Annotated in this window: 14 protein-coding genes and 1 tRNA gene; 2 read left to right on the forward strand and 13 right to left on the reverse strand. The window is 62.6% G+C overall.

Annotated features, from left to right (window positions below):
* Positions 1 to 139: 139 nt before the first annotated feature.
* The 8 genes from JI748_RS01140 to JI748_RS01175 all read right to left on the reverse strand — a co-directional run bounded on the left by JI748_RS01140 (position 140) and on the right by JI748_RS01175 (position 8181).
* Complete coding sequence (locus tag JI748_RS01140) at positions 140 to 952, reverse strand: substrate-binding periplasmic protein (RefSeq protein ID WP_201634098.1); 813 nt, start codon at positions 950 to 952, stop codon at positions 140 to 142.
* A complete protein-coding gene (locus JI748_RS01145) occupies positions 949 to 1758 on the reverse strand; it encodes an ABC transporter permease (RefSeq protein WP_201634101.1) in 810 nt (269 codons plus the stop codon). Before JI748_RS01145 ends, JI748_RS01140 begins: the two co-directional genes overlap by 4 nt.
* Positions 1758 to 2732, reverse strand: a complete 975-nt coding sequence (locus tag JI748_RS01150; protein ID WP_201634104.1) for an ATP-binding cassette domain-containing protein — start codon at positions 2730 to 2732, stop codon at positions 1758 to 1760. The genes JI748_RS01145 and JI748_RS01150 overlap by 1 nt, the downstream gene beginning before the upstream one ends.
* Before the next feature lie 538 nt (positions 2733 to 3270).
* Positions 3271 to 3347: transfer RNA gene (locus JI748_RS01155), tRNA-Met, on the reverse strand.
* Between the two features lie 64 nt (positions 3348 to 3411).
* On the reverse strand, positions 3412 to 4863 hold the full coding sequence (locus tag JI748_RS01160; protein ID WP_201634107.1) for a UdgX family uracil-DNA binding protein: 1452 nt from the start codon (positions 4861 to 4863) through the stop codon (positions 3412 to 3414).
* Positions 4863 to 6098, reverse strand: coding sequence for a putative DNA modification/repair radical SAM protein (locus JI748_RS01165; RefSeq protein WP_201634110.1), 1236 nt, complete (start codon positions 6096 to 6098; stop codon positions 4863 to 4865). The genes JI748_RS01160 and JI748_RS01165 overlap by 1 nt, the downstream gene beginning before the upstream one ends.
* A gap of 156 nt (positions 6099 to 6254) precedes the next feature.
* Positions 6255 to 7775: a PQQ-dependent sugar dehydrogenase gene (locus JI748_RS01170; protein WP_201634113.1), complete on the reverse strand. Its 1521-nt coding sequence runs from the start codon at positions 7773 to 7775 to the stop codon at positions 6255 to 6257.
* A complete protein-coding gene (locus tag JI748_RS01175) occupies positions 7768 to 8181 on the reverse strand; it encodes a DUF2231 domain-containing protein (protein WP_201634116.1) in 414 nt (137 codons plus the stop codon). Before JI748_RS01175 ends, JI748_RS01170 begins: the two co-directional genes overlap by 8 nt.
* Before the next feature lie 181 nt (positions 8182 to 8362).
* Between JI748_RS01175 and JI748_RS01180 the strand changes: the two genes are divergently transcribed.
* Positions 8363 to 9313, forward strand: coding sequence for a ring-cleaving dioxygenase (locus JI748_RS01180; RefSeq protein WP_201634118.1), 951 nt, complete (start codon positions 8363 to 8365; stop codon positions 9311 to 9313).
* A gap of 41 nt (positions 9314 to 9354) precedes the next feature.
* On the opposite strand, the gene JI748_RS01185 is transcribed toward JI748_RS01180, so the two are convergent.
* Positions 9355 to 10110 (reverse strand): Crp/Fnr family transcriptional regulator, encoded by a 756-nt coding sequence (locus JI748_RS01185; RefSeq protein WP_201634121.1) that lies wholly within the window; start codon positions 10108 to 10110, stop codon positions 9355 to 9357.
* A gap of 143 nt (positions 10111 to 10253) precedes the next feature.
* On the opposite strand from JI748_RS01185, the gene JI748_RS01190 reads away from it, so the two are divergent.
* A complete protein-coding gene (locus JI748_RS01190; protein ID WP_201634124.1) occupies positions 10254 to 10529 on the forward strand; it encodes a DUF6894 family protein in 276 nt (91 codons plus the stop codon).
* 6 nt (positions 10530 to 10535) lie between these two features.
* On the opposite strand, the gene JI748_RS01195 is transcribed toward JI748_RS01190, so the two are convergent.
* Genes JI748_RS01195 through JI748_RS01210 form a run of 4 tightly spaced genes read right to left on the reverse strand, consistent with a single transcriptional unit; the run spans position 10536 to position 14720 of the window.
* A complete protein-coding gene (locus JI748_RS01195; RefSeq protein ID WP_201634127.1) occupies positions 10536 to 12242 on the reverse strand; it encodes a hypothetical protein in 1707 nt (568 codons plus the stop codon).
* Positions 12239 to 13375, reverse strand: coding sequence for a protein-glutamate methylesterase/protein-glutamine glutaminase (locus tag JI748_RS01200; protein ID WP_201634130.1), 1137 nt, complete (start codon positions 13373 to 13375; stop codon positions 12239 to 12241). The genes JI748_RS01195 and JI748_RS01200 overlap by 4 nt, the downstream gene beginning before the upstream one ends.
* A 7-nt stretch (positions 13376 to 13382) precedes the next feature.
* A complete protein-coding gene (locus JI748_RS01205) occupies positions 13383 to 14249 on the reverse strand; it encodes a CheR family methyltransferase (protein ID WP_201634132.1) in 867 nt (288 codons plus the stop codon).
* Positions 14250 to 14261: 12 nt separating this feature from the next.
* Positions 14262 to 14720: a chemotaxis protein CheW gene (locus tag JI748_RS01210; RefSeq protein WP_201634135.1), complete on the reverse strand. Its 459-nt coding sequence runs from the start codon at positions 14718 to 14720 to the stop codon at positions 14262 to 14264.
* Between the last annotated feature and the right edge of the window lie 38 nt (positions 14721 to 14758).

Consider the following 14758-nt stretch of genomic DNA (forward strand, 5'->3'; position numbering starts at 1 on the left):
TATTTTCAAAAACACCCCCGTCACAAAGCGCGCGAAGCGGGGGCGAGGGAGAAGGCCACTATTTCACACACACTGTGACAGCGCAACGAAACTCGCGGCGAAAAAGCGGCGAATTCGTTATCGATATCATAATCTTAGTTCATGATGACAAAGCAGTATCAACGCCATAGCTGTCGCGCAGGCGCTCGGAAAACCCACTCTGTTCAAGCTCTCCAAGGGCCGAATCGACAGCCCGTTTGAGCGTTTGATCGCCTTTCCAGAGCCCCAAGGCCATAGGCACGGAGCCAAAACCAGGAGCATCGAGCCAAAATGGCTGAAAGGCATTTTCATCAAGGTCAATGCCGCTGACGAGAAAACGCTCCGTGATTGCTGCCTGCGCCGTGCCACTTTCGAGTGCCTGGCTCAACTCGGCCGGGTTGCGCACCAGGACCGCTCGCAGATCTTGGCTGCGCAGCCACGTCGAAAGCGCCACGCGATTAAGGCCGGACGTGCCGGGCAGAACCGCAACGCTGGAGCCAGCCTCTGGCAGGGTTCCGGTCGCGGAAATGCCCATCCAGCCGGTGCGTGCCTGTGTCGGAATGGTTTGCAGAAAGCTTTGCGACTGCACCGAGTCGGCGACGCCGCCACCCACGAGATCGCATTGCGCGCGGGTCAGCGCCCAGTTGCGCGGATTGAAGTCGCGCCCGATCGACGGCAAGCGGTTAACCTGCAGCCGCAACTCCATTTTCCCGGCGATTGCGCCGGCCAGTTCGACATCATAGCCCGGCGCCGCCGCATCTTCGGTCACCAGAGGCGGAAAGCTTTGCGGCACGCAAAGCTTCAGCACCCCCGACTTTTGCCGGTCACCAAGCGACGTGTCGGGTGGCAGAAAGGTAGCTGCGCCCAGGAGCAGGACCATGGCGCCGATATTGATCGCCGCCAGGCGCCAGCGATGCGGAGGCCGCGTGCTCATGAGCGGGAAAAGCCGATCATCGCCACGACGAAGAAGATGCCCGCCATGCCGAAGATGACGCCCAGGCCATAGGACGGTGGAAACTGGTTGAACCCGATCAGCACACCGCGCAGGGCATCCACCGCATAGGTGATCGGATTAACCTGCATCATAAACACCAGCCACTCGGGATAGGTCGTGACCATCTGCGTGCGGGTCAGCGACGGATCGAGCGGAAACACCGAGGACGAGGTGAAGTAGAGTGGCAGGATAATGGTGTTGGAGAAAACGCCAAAGCCTTCGAAGCTGCGAATGCGCGCCGCAAGGATCACGCCAAAGCTGGTCAGCCCGAATGCCAGGACGAACATCAGCGACAACGCCGTCAGCATATCCGGGATCGTAAGGGTGACGTCGGCAAACCGGGCCAGGATCAAGACCAGCCCGCCATGGAGGGTCGCAATGGTGCTGCCACCCAAGACCTTGCCCAGAAGGATCAACGGCCGCGGCATGGGCGACACCAGCACTTCGCGCAAGAAGCCGAATTCGCGATCCCAGATCACGGACACCGCGAACTGGATCGAGGTGTACATGATGTTGAGGACGATCACGGCCGGAAACAAGAATTGCAGATAGGTATAAGGAATGACGAAGCGCACTTCGCCATAAACCTCGCCCCGGAAGTAGGGATTAAAGCCCACGCCCAGGATCAGGAGCCAGATCAAGGGCCGGCTGACACCGCCGATAAGTTGCGCACGGTCGCGGGTGGCGCGGGTGACCTCGCGCAGCCAGACGCCGTAGACACCGCGCATAAGCATGATGGGTGTCATCAGCGCCGCCCTCCGCGCCGTCCGGCTGCCTTGTCCGCATCGCGTTGTCCATCTGCACGATCGCGCAACTCCTTGCCGGTTAGGGACAGGAATACGCTTTCGAGCGTCGGTTGCTGGAAGCGAACCTCAAGCAAACGGTCGCGAAACTCGGTCAGTAGCGCATCCACCTGATCATCCTTGTCTGCCGGAACGGCCAGCGCCGCGCTGCCCAAGGCTTGTGCCTCCGGAAAGCGGCTCTGAACAATTGCCAGCGTCTCTGCGTCCCGCGGCGTAAGATGAAGCCAGCGCTTTCCATGCTGACTCTTGAGGGTCTGCGGCGAGCCTTCGGCAATGATCTTTCCGCCATCGATGATGCAGACGATGTCGGCGTCCTCGACTTCCTCGATGTAATGGGTGGTAGTGAGCACGGTAAGGTTCCGCTCCTGCCGCAGCCGGCCCAAATAGTGCCAGATATGCTGCCGCGTTTGCGCGTCGAGGCCAACCGTCGGCTCGTCCAGAAACAGGATCTTCGGCTCGTGCAGCAAGGCGCGGGCGATCTCGAGCCTTCGCCGCATTCCGCCCGAGAAACTGCGCACCACCTCATGCGTCCAGTCTCCGAGCTCAACCAGCTCGAGCACCTGCTCTATCATCATCCTACGCCGCTTAGGCGCCATGCCATAGACAAGACCGTGAAACTCGAGGTTTTCCCAAGCGGTCAGCCGATCATCGAGGCTTGAGTCCTGAAACACGACGCCTATCGATCGCCGCGCTTCGGTAGGGCTTTTCACGACATCCGCCCCGGCTACCCGCGCCGAGCCTCCATCGGGACGGCGTAGCGTCGAAAGAATGCTGACCAGAGTGGTCTTGCCAGCCCCATTCGGCCCCAGCAGCGCAAAGTGCGTTCCCGCCGGAACATTCAGGCTTACGCAATCGAGCACCTGCTTGCTGCCATAGGCCGCGCTCACCTCCGAGATGATGATAGCCTCTTCGCCCATACTGGAATGTCCTAGCCCATGCGCAGATCGCAATTTACTGCTTGATGAACCATCGGGAGCAATTTGCAAACGCTCTAAGTTCTTGGGTGAGCGAACCAGAACATTCTTGTTCAGAGTCCCGCCACCGCCGCGAGCCAGAAGAAGCGCCTTCCCGCTAACAGCTGCTAGGCCTAATCGTCATCCGCAGCAGTTCGCCAAACAGTTAGGGAGCGTGATCAAGGTCAACTGGATCGAGCCGCGTTTGCTGCTCCTTACTTCGTTACTCCGGTCCACCATAAATCCCCAGTAAGAATCGAGTTGGGCCGTTTGCTGCCGGCCCCCGTCAGTAAAATTTATAGACGGACATGAACAGGAGTCCGTTGCCGGGCACCAATGTGCGAGGAAAGCTTAGCATGTAACTTCCATCGGGACCGGCGCAGCTCACATACCTCTGCGGCGATCACCGTGCTGCTACCTGTATGCTACTTAGCCCGTGTTATTTCGGATAATAGCGAATGAGACTAACAACAAAAAACCCCCGGTTTCCCGGGGGTTTGATTGGTAGCGAAGCCCAGATTTGAACTGGGGACACACGGATTATGATTCCGCTGCTCTAACCAACTGAGCTACTCCGCCATAAGGCTGATCGGTGTTTAGCCGATGAGGGTGATTTAGTTTTGGCTGCCGGGGCTGTCAAGCGTTACGGCGTTTTTTCCAAGGCGGCGATGGCCTCGCGGACCATGACGAGATCGGCTTCGAACTTGGCGCGTTCGCGGGCCTTACCTTCGGCGTCGGGGATGCGGAGCAGGTAGGAGGGGTGGTTGGTGATGAAGAGGACGGTGCCGTCCTCCATTTTGATGGGCGCGCCACGCATCTTGCCGATGGTGACGCTGGCTTTGCCGAGTAAAGACTGGGCGGCGGTGGCGCCCAGGGCGACGATGACTTTGGGCTTGACGTATTCGACTTCAAGATTGAGCCAGAACTTGCAGGCCTGGACCTCGCCGCCGTCGGGGCGCTGGTGGATGCGGCGCTTGCCGCGCGGCTCGAACTTGAAGTGCTTTACGGCATTGGTGACATAAACGCGCTTGCGGTCGATGCCGACTTTTTCAATAAACTCGTCAAGCACTTGTCCGGCGGGACCGATGAAGGGTTTGCCGGCCAGATCCTCCTGGTCGCCGGGCTGTTCGCCGACGAACATGACTTCGGCGTGTTCCGGACCTTCGCCGAAGACGGCCTGCGTCGCGTGTTCGTAGAGGGGGCAGCGGTGGCAGGACTGAACCGCCTCGCGGGCTTCGGCAAGCGAGGTAATCTCTTGAATTTGCTGCGGTTCGGGCTTGCGGGCCTCGCGGCGCATGTGATGGGCCGGGGGCTGGGTGGCAGCGCGCTCGATCATGTCCTGCTCCATCGCCTTGGCGTTGCGGATCAAAGGAGCAATGTTTTCTGCTTCGGGCAGGTTGCGCCAATACTTGACCGGCATTTCTGATTTCATCATCGAGACTTTGAGGCGTGCCGGATTGAAGATCGAGGCGTAGTAGGTTTTCCAATCGTCCTCGACGGCGTCTTCCGCAGGGACGTCGGACTTGCGGCCGCCGGGGCCAAAACTTAGGTTTTCTGTGTCCCACCAGGCACTTGCATAGGGGGTGACGATGCCCCAGTTCATGCCGGCAAAGCGGCGGGCGAAGAAGGAGGCGGTGGCTTCGAGGACGTAGTGGTCGGGCTCAAACCAGGCGATGAAGCGTTCCGTCTCGCCCTCGAACAGCGAGCGGAAGCGCACGAAAGCTTTCATTTTGTGCGCATCTCGCCGCACCGCAGAGGCCATGCGTGCCAGATCGGTGTTGTCACTATCGCCTGCATTTGAGAGCAGTTGATGGTCCTTCTGCAAACGCCAGAGCACACGATAGAGACGGGCGAAGCGTTCCGGATCGGAATGCTGGATGACGCCGGCGGCGAGCTCCATGAACTGTCGGGGGACGGTGCCGACCGGACCGTCGGGGGTGGGGAGCATTTCGTCGCCGCCTTCGAAGAGGCCGTTCTCGTCCGAACCGGTGCGCCAGACGATCTGGCTCGGCTCCATACCGGCGGCGAGCAGGCGGCGGGCCTTGCCGCGCCATTCGTCGAGGTCGTTGAGCTTTTCGAGACGGATGGCCAGCATCAGAAGAGCGAGAGTTGCTTGGGCTGCGGCGTCAGCTTCTGGCGCAGGCGCTGATCGTCGATGGCGCCGCCGGGGGACCAATCGCCGGTGACGATGAAGGGGCGGACCTTATCAATGGAGGCGGTCATGCGCGCGACATCGGCAAGGGTCAGGCGATGGTGGCGGCGGGAGCGGATGATGCGATCGACGGCGTTGATGCCGAGGCCGGGGACGCGCAGCAGCATTTCGCGGTCGGCGCGGTTGACGTCGACTGGAAAGCTCTGGCGTTGCTTGAGAGCCCAGGCGAGCTTTGGATCGATGGCAAGATCGAGATCGCCATTTTCGCCACCCTGGACGATTTCGGGAACATCGAAGCCATAAAAACGGATCAGCCAATCGGCCTGGTAGAGGCGATGTTCGCGCATCAGCGGTGGTGGCCGCAGCGGCAGCTTGGAGCTGGCGTCGGGAATGGGCGAAAAGGCGGAATAGTAGACGCGCTTCAAGTTATAGCCGGAGTAGAGGCCGGCGGCGCGGGTCAGAATGGCGGAGTCGTTAGCGGCATCGGCGCCGATGATCATCTGGGTCGATTGGCCGGCAGGCGCAAATTTTTGCGGCTTGGCCTTCGGCTTGCCCTCGGGCTTGGCTTCATCGAGCTTGCCCCGCAGACGGGCCATGGCCGTGCGAATTTCCGCCGGTCGCTTTTCGGGTGCGAAGTGCTCGAGCGCCGTATCGGTGGGAAGCTCGATATTGGTGGAAAGGCGATCGGCCCAGCGGCCGGCTTCGGCCAAGAGTTCCGGGCTGGCATTGGGGATGACCTTGAGGTGGATGTAGCCCTGGAAGAGGTGCACTTCGCGCAGGGTGCGGGCGACGCGGACCATTTCTTCCATCGTGTGGTCGGGCGACTTGATGATGCCGGACGAAAGGAAGAGCCCCTCGATGTAGTTGCGGCGGTAGAAGTCGAGGGTGAGCTGCACGACTTCGTCCACGGAAAAGCGGGCGCGCTGCACATTGGAGGACGAGCGGTTGATGCAATAAGCGCAGTCGTAGATGCAGAAATTGGTCAGCAGCAGCTTGAGCAGGCTGATGCAGCGACCGTCCGGAGCGTAGGAGTGGCAAATGCCGCTGCCTTCGGTCGAGCCGATGCCCTTGGTGCCGGCGCTGTTGCGTTTTTCGCTGCCGCTCGAGGCGCAGGAGGCATCGTATTTGGCGGCGTCGGCCAGGATCGCGAGTTTTCGCGTGAGAGTGAGAGCTACCATCGTTCGTCCTTTGTTCTGTGTTTAGGACATGAAGAGGGGGATTGCACATCACAATGTTGAACGGAGGAAAGAGGCCCACAGCCGCCGGAGAGACCCCCACCCGGCCTCCCCCTTTAGGAGGGGGAGGAGTGGATCGGGGGTGGGGAGGGGCTGGTGCTATTGCGCGGGAGGGGTGGGGGCGCCGTTTGCGGGGCCGACGGCGGGGGCGATGTCGGTTTGCGGTGGCTCGGGGGTGCCTTCGGTTGGGACAGCTGGGGTTGCTGCAGTTGCCGGAGCAAGAGCGGGTACCTCAGCTGCCGCAGCGGGCGGGGTCACGCGGTCGGTGGGGATCACTTCGGCGATAGCGGTGCCGCCTTCAGCGGCGACGCGCCAGACGGTGTTGCCGGCGTCGTCGGCAATCAGCAGGGCGCCGGTGCCGTCCATGGCAAGGCCGACGGGACGGCCGTGGGCATTGTCGCCATCGAGGAAGCCGGTGACGACGTCGATCGCGGGGCCGGAAGGCCTGCCATCGGTAAAGGGCACATAGATGACCTTGTAGCCGTTGAAGTGGTCGCGATTCCAGCTGCCGCGATTACCGATGAAAGCGCCATTGAGGTATTGCTCGGGCATGGCGCTGTCGTCGGTGAAGGCGAGACCGAGGGCGGCGACGTGACTCGAAAGCGCGTAATCGGGCTTGATGGCGGTTTCGACGAGATCGGGGCGCGGCGGGGAGACGCGCGGGTCGACGTTCTGGCCGTAGTAGCTGTAGGGCCAGCCGTAGAAGCCGTCTTCCTGCACCGAGGTCAGATAATCGGGCACGAGGTTGGGGCCGAGCTCGTCGCGCTCGTTGACCACGGTCCAGAGTTCGCCCGTGTCGGGGTGGAAGTTGAGACCATTGGGGTTGCGCAGGCCGGAGGCGAAGACGCGGGAGGCGCCGGTTTCGCGATCGATCTGCCAGATGGCGGCGCGGCCTTTTTCGGCTTCGATGCCGCGTTCGGCGGCGTTGGAGTTGGAGCCGACCGAGGCGTAAAGGAACTGCCCGTCCGGGCTCAGTGCCAAATCCTTGGTCCAATGGTGGTTGATCGGGCCGCCGGGCAGGGGCGAGAGCACGGTGGGTTCGGCGGTGATCTCGGTATCGCCCAGGGCATAGGGGTAGGAGATGACCGCATCGGCTGCGGCGACATAGAGAGTGTCTTCGTACCAGGCGACGCCGAAAGGCGAGGTCAGGTCGCGCAACAGGTCGAAGCGTTCGTCGACCGTGCCGTCGCGATTGGTGTCGCGCAGCAGGGTGATGAGATTGGTTTCCGGGGGCGGTTCGCCGCCACCGCCGCCCGAGGCGATGGACATGATGAAATCGCGGATGATGTCCTTGGGGCGCTCGACCGGCTTGCCGGGAGGAGCCTTGGACTGGACAACAAGAATGTCTCCGTTGGGGAGGGTATGAACAGTGCGCGGGTTGGCGAGATCGGTCGCATAGGCGGTTACGACCAAGCCTTCGGGCACGGTCGGCGTCTCGCCGTCTTCCCAGCCCACGACTTCGGCGACCTTGAGGTCGGGCAGGAGGGGCTGTTCTGGAGCCGGCAGAACCGGATCGGCACCGATCTGCGATGCCGTGTCGAAGGGTTCGCTGCTGCAGGCTGCGAGGAGGGTTGCGGTGCCGACGCCAAGGACGAGGGTGGATGCAAAGCGCTTAAGCATGGATTTCGCCCTCCCGGCCGAGCCAGGCGGTCAGCAGCATGGCCAAAACGGTGGCAGCGGACAGCGTCAAGCCCATCGGCACGACGGCGGTCCAGCCATCGGCGGTGTGAACAAGATTGTTGATGAAGGCGAGAACGAAGATGACAACGCCCATCAAGACGGCGGGCCAGGCGGGGCGTAGCTTGCGGATCGGCAGTTCGATGAGGCTGAGCAAGAGATCAAAGCCGACGCCAACGATGCCCACCAGCAGCAGCCATTCGGAAAAATGTAGCCAGAGCAAGTTCGAGGTTTGCACATAGGCAATGTCGGTTGCCAGGGCCATGGTGAAGGCCGTTATCGGCAGGGCGCGCAGGAAACCATGCGCCAGCCGCAACAGCCAAGTTGAAAAGGATATGTGTCTCGCCATTTGCGCCCTCCCCACGTGATGTCAGAAAAAAGCGCCGTTCGGTATTTTGGTTCCAAGCTGGCGCAAGCTGTTCAAGGATCGGCACCAATCCGTTGTGATTAGCGCGGTATCTCGCCCGCCGCTTCTGCCCTACATTCCACTCGAACACGGCGCCCATCGCGCCGCACGAGGAGATTTCCAAATGACCCTTGAACTTGGCGGCATCCACCATCTGACAGCTGTGACTGCCGATGCGCCGCAGAACCTTAAGTTTTACACGCAGACGCTGGGCATGCGGCTGATCAAGAAGACGGTGAACCAGGACGACACCACGGCCTATCACCTATTTTATGGCGACGGCGTTGCCTCGCCCGGTGCGGACCTCACCTTTTTCGATTTCGACACGCTGCGCGAAAAGCGCGGCAACCACACGGTAGGCCGGACCGGCTTGCGGGTGGACAGCGAAGAAACGCTAAAATGGTGGAAGGAACACCTTCAGACCAACAATGTCGGCACCAGCGCCATCAAGGAGCGCAATGGCCACCTTTCGCTCGACTTCGAGGATTTCGAAGGCCAGCGTTTCCGGCTGGTGGTCGATCCGGCCGGCAAGGTCGTGCCTTGGGCGAAATCGCCGGTGCCCGCCGATAAGCAGATCGTCGGGCTTGGCCCAATTACGCTCTCGGTGCCAAAGCTCGAACCGACCGAGGCCATGCTGACGCGGGTCATGAACATGCGGCAGGTGCGGCATTATCCGGCGCGCGAGCGCAATGGGGAGACCTTCGTGTTCGAGATGGGTCCGGGCGGTCCGGCAGCCGAGCTTCATGTCGTGGTCGACCCCAGTCTTGGGCGGGCGAGCCCCGGCGCCGGTGGCGTGCACCATGTCGCTTTCCGCACGCCGGACCAGGACAGCTTGCGCGAATGGGTTCGTCACGTGAACGGGTTTGGCATCCGCTCTTCAGGCGAAGTCGAGCGGTTCTATTTCACCTCGCTTTATTTCCGCGAGCCGAACGGCATCCTGTTCGAGATTGCGACCGACGTTCCCGGCTTTGCGGCGGATGAGCCAATGGAAAGCCTGGGCGAAACGCTGAGCCTGCCGCCGTTCCTGGAAAGCCGGCGCGCGCAGATCGAGGCTGGCTTGAAGCCGCTGGTTTGATCAAAGACAGGGCCGTCACCCGGGCAATCCGGGTGGCGGTTTCAGGCGGCGGACTGGTCCGCCGTGAGCAGTTTGGGGCCGCGCAGGTAGGTCGGATCGAACTCGGCGATATCGACCAGACGGTCCCAATCCACGATCGTGATCTGATCACGCTCCCAGCGGATGACGTCGTCCTTGCGCAGCATTTGCACCACCCGGTTGGTGTGCACGGTGGAAAGGGCAAGGCATTCGCTGAGGAGGGTCTGCGTCAGCGGGAGTTGGAAGCTCCAGCCATCGGTGAGGCCCACCTGCTTGAGGCGCAAATAGAGTTCGCAGAGGAGATGGGCGAGCTGCTGGTGGCCCTGGAGGCTTCCGAGCGCGACGGCCCATTTGCGGTGGATGCCGCCATCGACGAGCGTGCTGAGCCAGAGCAGGCGGGTGAGGTGAGGGTGCGTCTCGGTGATACGGGTGAGCCCGGAATGGGGTACGACCGCGATCTGGCAGGGGGTGAGAGCCGTGATGCTGTGATCCATCGGGCGCATCAGGAAGCTGTGTAGGTCTACGAAGTCGCCGGAGATGTGAACGGCGGTAATCTGCCGGCGTCCCTCGGCTGTCACATTGTAACGTGCGGCAAAGCCGCCCAGCAGCAGGGTGCTGTGTTCGGGCGATTCTCCTTCGACGACCATGTCTTGGTTGACGTCGATCTCGCGGATGGAAGAGACCGCAGCTTCGAGGACCTGCTCCTCTTCTTGGGACAGGGCATCGAATTGACGAAGCTTGGCGGCAAGGGGCTGAACGGCAGATTGGATTGAAGCCATGGTGTTTTCCGATTTAGCCAAGAAGCAACGCAGCTGTTCCCTACTCGCTCCCCTTTACACATACCCATATCGCAGCGGAACGGAAGTGGCAGGCAACTTCCCGCTCAAAGCGCCGTTGGCGCATGGCAGGAACGGAGCCAAAAATGCCAAGGTATTTCTTCCACGTGGTCAATGGCGAGTTTCTTCCCGATGCCGAGGGAATGGAAATCCACGAGCTCGATCGGGTCAAGGCCGAGGCTATCCGCGTTGCGGGAGAGATGATCCGCGACCAGGGTTTCAAGCTTTGGCAGACGGGGCGCTACGACATGTATGTGGTGGACGAGCACAACCGGACGCAGCTCAAGCTATCGTTCGAGGCCGAGGACCTCACTGGAGAGCTCAGCGGCGAACCGGACACGGGGCTGAAGGGCACGGGCTGACTTCCCCTAGAGCATGAAATCGGAGAGGTCATCCTCCGGTTGACCGCCGTTTTCGTTTGCGGGGGCGGCGGCGATGACCTGACCGAATAGGCGGGCATGGACTTGGCGCTCGGACTCCATCGTATAGGTCTTGCGCAAGGTTTCGAGCAGGGCGTCAAGGCTTGGCGAAAGCTCGGTGGGGAGCGGCGCATCGGTGAGGCTGGCGATGGCGAACGTGATGTCGTCGAGCGTCTCGGCGAGGGCGGCCTGGCCGGACAGACCCCGGGCGGCGGTCTGGAGCAGGGTGATGACCTTCGGGCCATCGGTGTTGAGCTTGCCCAGCGCTGCAGCAATGGTTTGATCGAGTTTGCCGAGAATTTCTAGCGCCAGATTGGCCTGATCCTCCAGTGCGCCGACGGCTGAGTTGTCGCCGGCCGAGGCGAAGGCGCCGGCCAGGGCTGCCGATTGATCGAGCTGGCGCATGGCGGCTTCCGCGGCGACCACGGTCTGGGTGGTCAATTCGCGCAGCTGCTGGGCGATGACGGTGAGCGAGGCGCCACGTGGGCCGAGCTGGGCGCAGCGGACGGCAGCGTTAAGGCTCACAAGGCGCATGTTGTATTCGATTTCCTGCACCGCCTCGACGTGTTCGAGGAGAATGCGGACCGTGCCTTCGACGGCGCTGGCGACGGTTTCGAGCTTGCCGCGCTCGGCTTCGAAATCCTTGAGGATGGTGACGGCGGCGCGCAGCTGGGCATTGAGGCTGGCGATGGCGGAGGTCTTGACCCCATCCTTGCCGTGGAAGTCCCGGCTTCGGGACATGATGGTGCCGGCGTCGGCGGCGAGCTCGCCGAGCGCCTCATCGGCGAGAGCGACGTCGTGGAGGAAGCTCGTGGCGGTTTCGCTGAGCTGGCTTTGTTCGAGCGTTACCAGGGCAGCGATTGCAGCGGGGAGGTCGTCGCCCTCATAGGTGCCGGTGGCAAGATCGGCGAGGCGGGCGAGGCCGGTTTCGACATGTTCGAGGCGCTGGCGGGTCGCGTCGCCGACCTGGAGGGCCATGACGGCATTGCCGATGCGGCCAACAATCTGGCGGGAGATGCGGCCGGTTTCGGCGCTGCTGTCGACGGCGGAGCTGCGTTGCTGGGCGATGGCGCCGATAGTGTCGGCGAGGCTTTGCGCGAGGCCGGTGAGGGTATGCGCGTGGGCGGCTTCGAAGCGGGCGCGCTGGGCGGCGGCGCGGTCGACTTCGGTGGTCAGCTGGCGATAGACCTGGGCAAAGTCCTGGATGGTGCGGCTGGCACTATCGGAGAGCGTCGCGATATCAGTGGTGAAGACGGCAAAGTCTTCGTTGTCGCCGACAATGCCGGCTGCGGTGACGCGGGCATTGACCGAGACGATGCCCATCATCTTGACGGTACGGCGGAGGTCCGAGATCGGCGAGTTGGCGGCGGCGACGACTTCGGTGAGCTTTTGAAGATCGGCTTTTTCCTGCGCGAAGGTGTCCGAAAGCGTTGCGGCGCGGGTGGCGACGGCGTGGAGGTGTTCGACGGCTTCTTCCACTTCTGCGCCTTGGAGGGCGGTGGGGAGCGCGTCGAAAAGCTTGCTCAGGGTGTTGAGCATGGCAGCGCCTTCGGTGAGGCGGGCGCCAACGGAGACAAAGGCGTGCTCGATGGCTTCGCGCGGGCGGGCGAGGTCCTCGAGCAGACGATGAATGCGGGCGGGGTCGATTTCGGTCATGCCGTGGCTCCCAGGGCGGCGCGGCGGCCGAAGGTGGTGATTTCGGCCGCCATCTTGCTCAGTGGCAGGGTGCGAGCGGCAGCGCCGCGGGCGATGGCTTCCTTGGGCATGCCGAAGACGACGCAGGAGGCTTCGTCCTGAGCGAGCGTGGGGCTGCCCATCTGGCGCATCTCGAGGAGGCCACGGGCGCCGTCATCGCCCATGCCAGTAAGTATCATTCCAAGCGCATTGGCGCCGGCGGCCTGCGCGGTGGAGCGGAAAAGAACGTCGACCGATGGGCGGTGGCGCGAAACATGCGGGCCGTCGGCGATCTTTACGGTGTAGCGCGAGCCGTTGCGAACGAGGAGCATGTGGAAGTTGCCGGGGGCGAGCAGCACCTGGCCGGGTTGAACGAGATCACCGTCTTCGGCTTCCTTGACCCGGACGGCACAGGTGTTGTCGAGGCGGCGGGCGAAGGCGGAAGTGAACTTTTCCGGCATGTGCTGGACGATGAGAATAGGTGGGCTGTTGGCGGGAAGGGCTTCGAGCACTTCGCGCAGGGCTTCGGTGCCGCCGGTCGAGGCGCCGATGGCGACGATCGGTTCGGTCACCGGCATGCGGGCGATAAGGCTCTGGCGGCGGTGCTCGGAGAGAGGCGGCAGGATTTCGTCGGCGCTGAGCTTGGCTTCGACCTTGAGATCCGGGGTCGGGGTCGGCGCCTCACGCTTGACGCCGCGCATCCTCGCGTGGGCGGCGCCCTTGGCGGCATCGCAGATGCGCATGCGCGAATCCTGGAGGCGCTGGGCGGTATCGATGCGCGGCTTGGCGACGACGTCGACGGCGCCGGCTTCGAGCGCCTGCATGACGGTGTCGGAGCCTTCCTGGGCGAGGCTGGAGCAGATCACGACCGGGATGGGTCGCTGTGACATGATCTTCTTGAGGAAGGTGATGCCGTCCATGCGGGGCAGTTCGATATCGAGAAACATGACATCGGGCACTTCCTGGCGGATGCGCTCGACGGCGATATAGGGATCGGCGGCGGTGCCCATGACTTCGAGGTCCGGGTCCGAGCCGATGATGTCGCTGAGCGTGGTGCGCACGGAGGCGCTGTCGTCGACGATAAGGACGCGGATCTTTTTGGCTGAACTGGTCATGGCGAGCTCAAATCTTCTGGAACACGGCCGGCGCGATCTGCCGCATGCTGATCGACGTGCCGATCATGGACTCCGAATGACCAAGAAGAAGATAACCGCCGGGCCTTAAATGTCCGACGAGGCGGGTGATGACCTTGGCCTGATCGACCTTGTCGAAATAGATCAGCACATTGCGCAGGAAGATGATGTCGACGTCGCGGTCGATGCCGTAGTTCTCGGCCATGAGGTTGAGGCGCTGGAACTGCACGAGACGGCGGAGTTCCGGTACGATGCGCACTTCCGGGCGGGCCCCCTGGCGGCGCGCGAACATCAGATAGCGCGACTGCATGCCGGGTGGGACCGGGGCAATGAGCTCGGCGGGGTAAACGCCGGTGCGGCCCTGTTCGAGCACATCGGTGGAAATGTCGGTGCCAAGGACGGCAAAGCGGAAGTCGTGGCGCTGGGCAGCCTGGTCGGCAAGGACCATGGCGGTTGTGTAGGCCTCGGCGCCGGTGGAACTGGCAGCGCTCCAGACCTTGATCAGCGGATTGCGCTCTCGTTTTGAGATCAGCTCGGGCAGCAGCAGCTTTTCGATAATTTCGAAATGCTCGGGCTCGCGGAAGAAGTCGGTCTTGTTGGTGGTGACGGCGTTGATCAGGAAAGGCAGTTCGCTGTCGAGCCCGCCCTTGCGGAAGAGGTAGTCGCCGTAAGCGCCGAGATTTGCGAGCTTGAGCGTGCGGACGCGCTTCCGCAGGCGACCCTCGACCATCAGCCGCTTGGCCGGGGGCAGGCGAATGCCGACTTCGCTGCCGATCAGCGCCGAGATGCGGTTGAAATCGGTGAGGCTCAGGTGATCGTCGTCGGTGTCGGTCAGGGTGCGGGCGAGGGCGGTCACGGCAAACTCCGGTCAGGCGGCGGCGAGGTCGGGCATGTCGCCCAGGAGACGATCGAGGTCGAGAACGGTGACGAAGGCCCCGTTGCGGCGGCCGATGCCCAGCATGCAGTGGTTGCTCCAGTTAGCGCTTACGGCAGGAGGCGGGTCGAGCACGTCGCTGTCGAGCACGGTGACCTCGTAGACGCGGTCGGCACGGAGGCCGAGGGTCACGGGATCGACGGGGCCATTGACGGTCAAGACGACGATGCGGGTGTTTTCTGTGTCCGCTGCATCGGGGAGGCCGAGAGTCTGGCGCAGATCTAGGACCGGAACGCCCTGGCCGCGGACGTCGATCATGCCCAGGAGGTTGCTCGGCGCGCGGGGCAGGCGAGCGATCGGTTGCATGTCGAGGATTTCCTGGACCTTGCTGACCGGGGCAGCAAAGAGCTCACCGGCGACGCCGAGGGTCACGTATTGGGAGTGTTCGGGCATGTTTGTTCCCTGTTGCGCGGGCGTGTGGCTGATTTCAG

Origin of the sequence: Devosia rhizoryzae (genome assembly GCF_016698665.1) — a bacterium.
Lineage (GTDB): Bacteria > Pseudomonadota > Alphaproteobacteria > Rhizobiales > Devosiaceae > Devosia > Devosia rhizoryzae.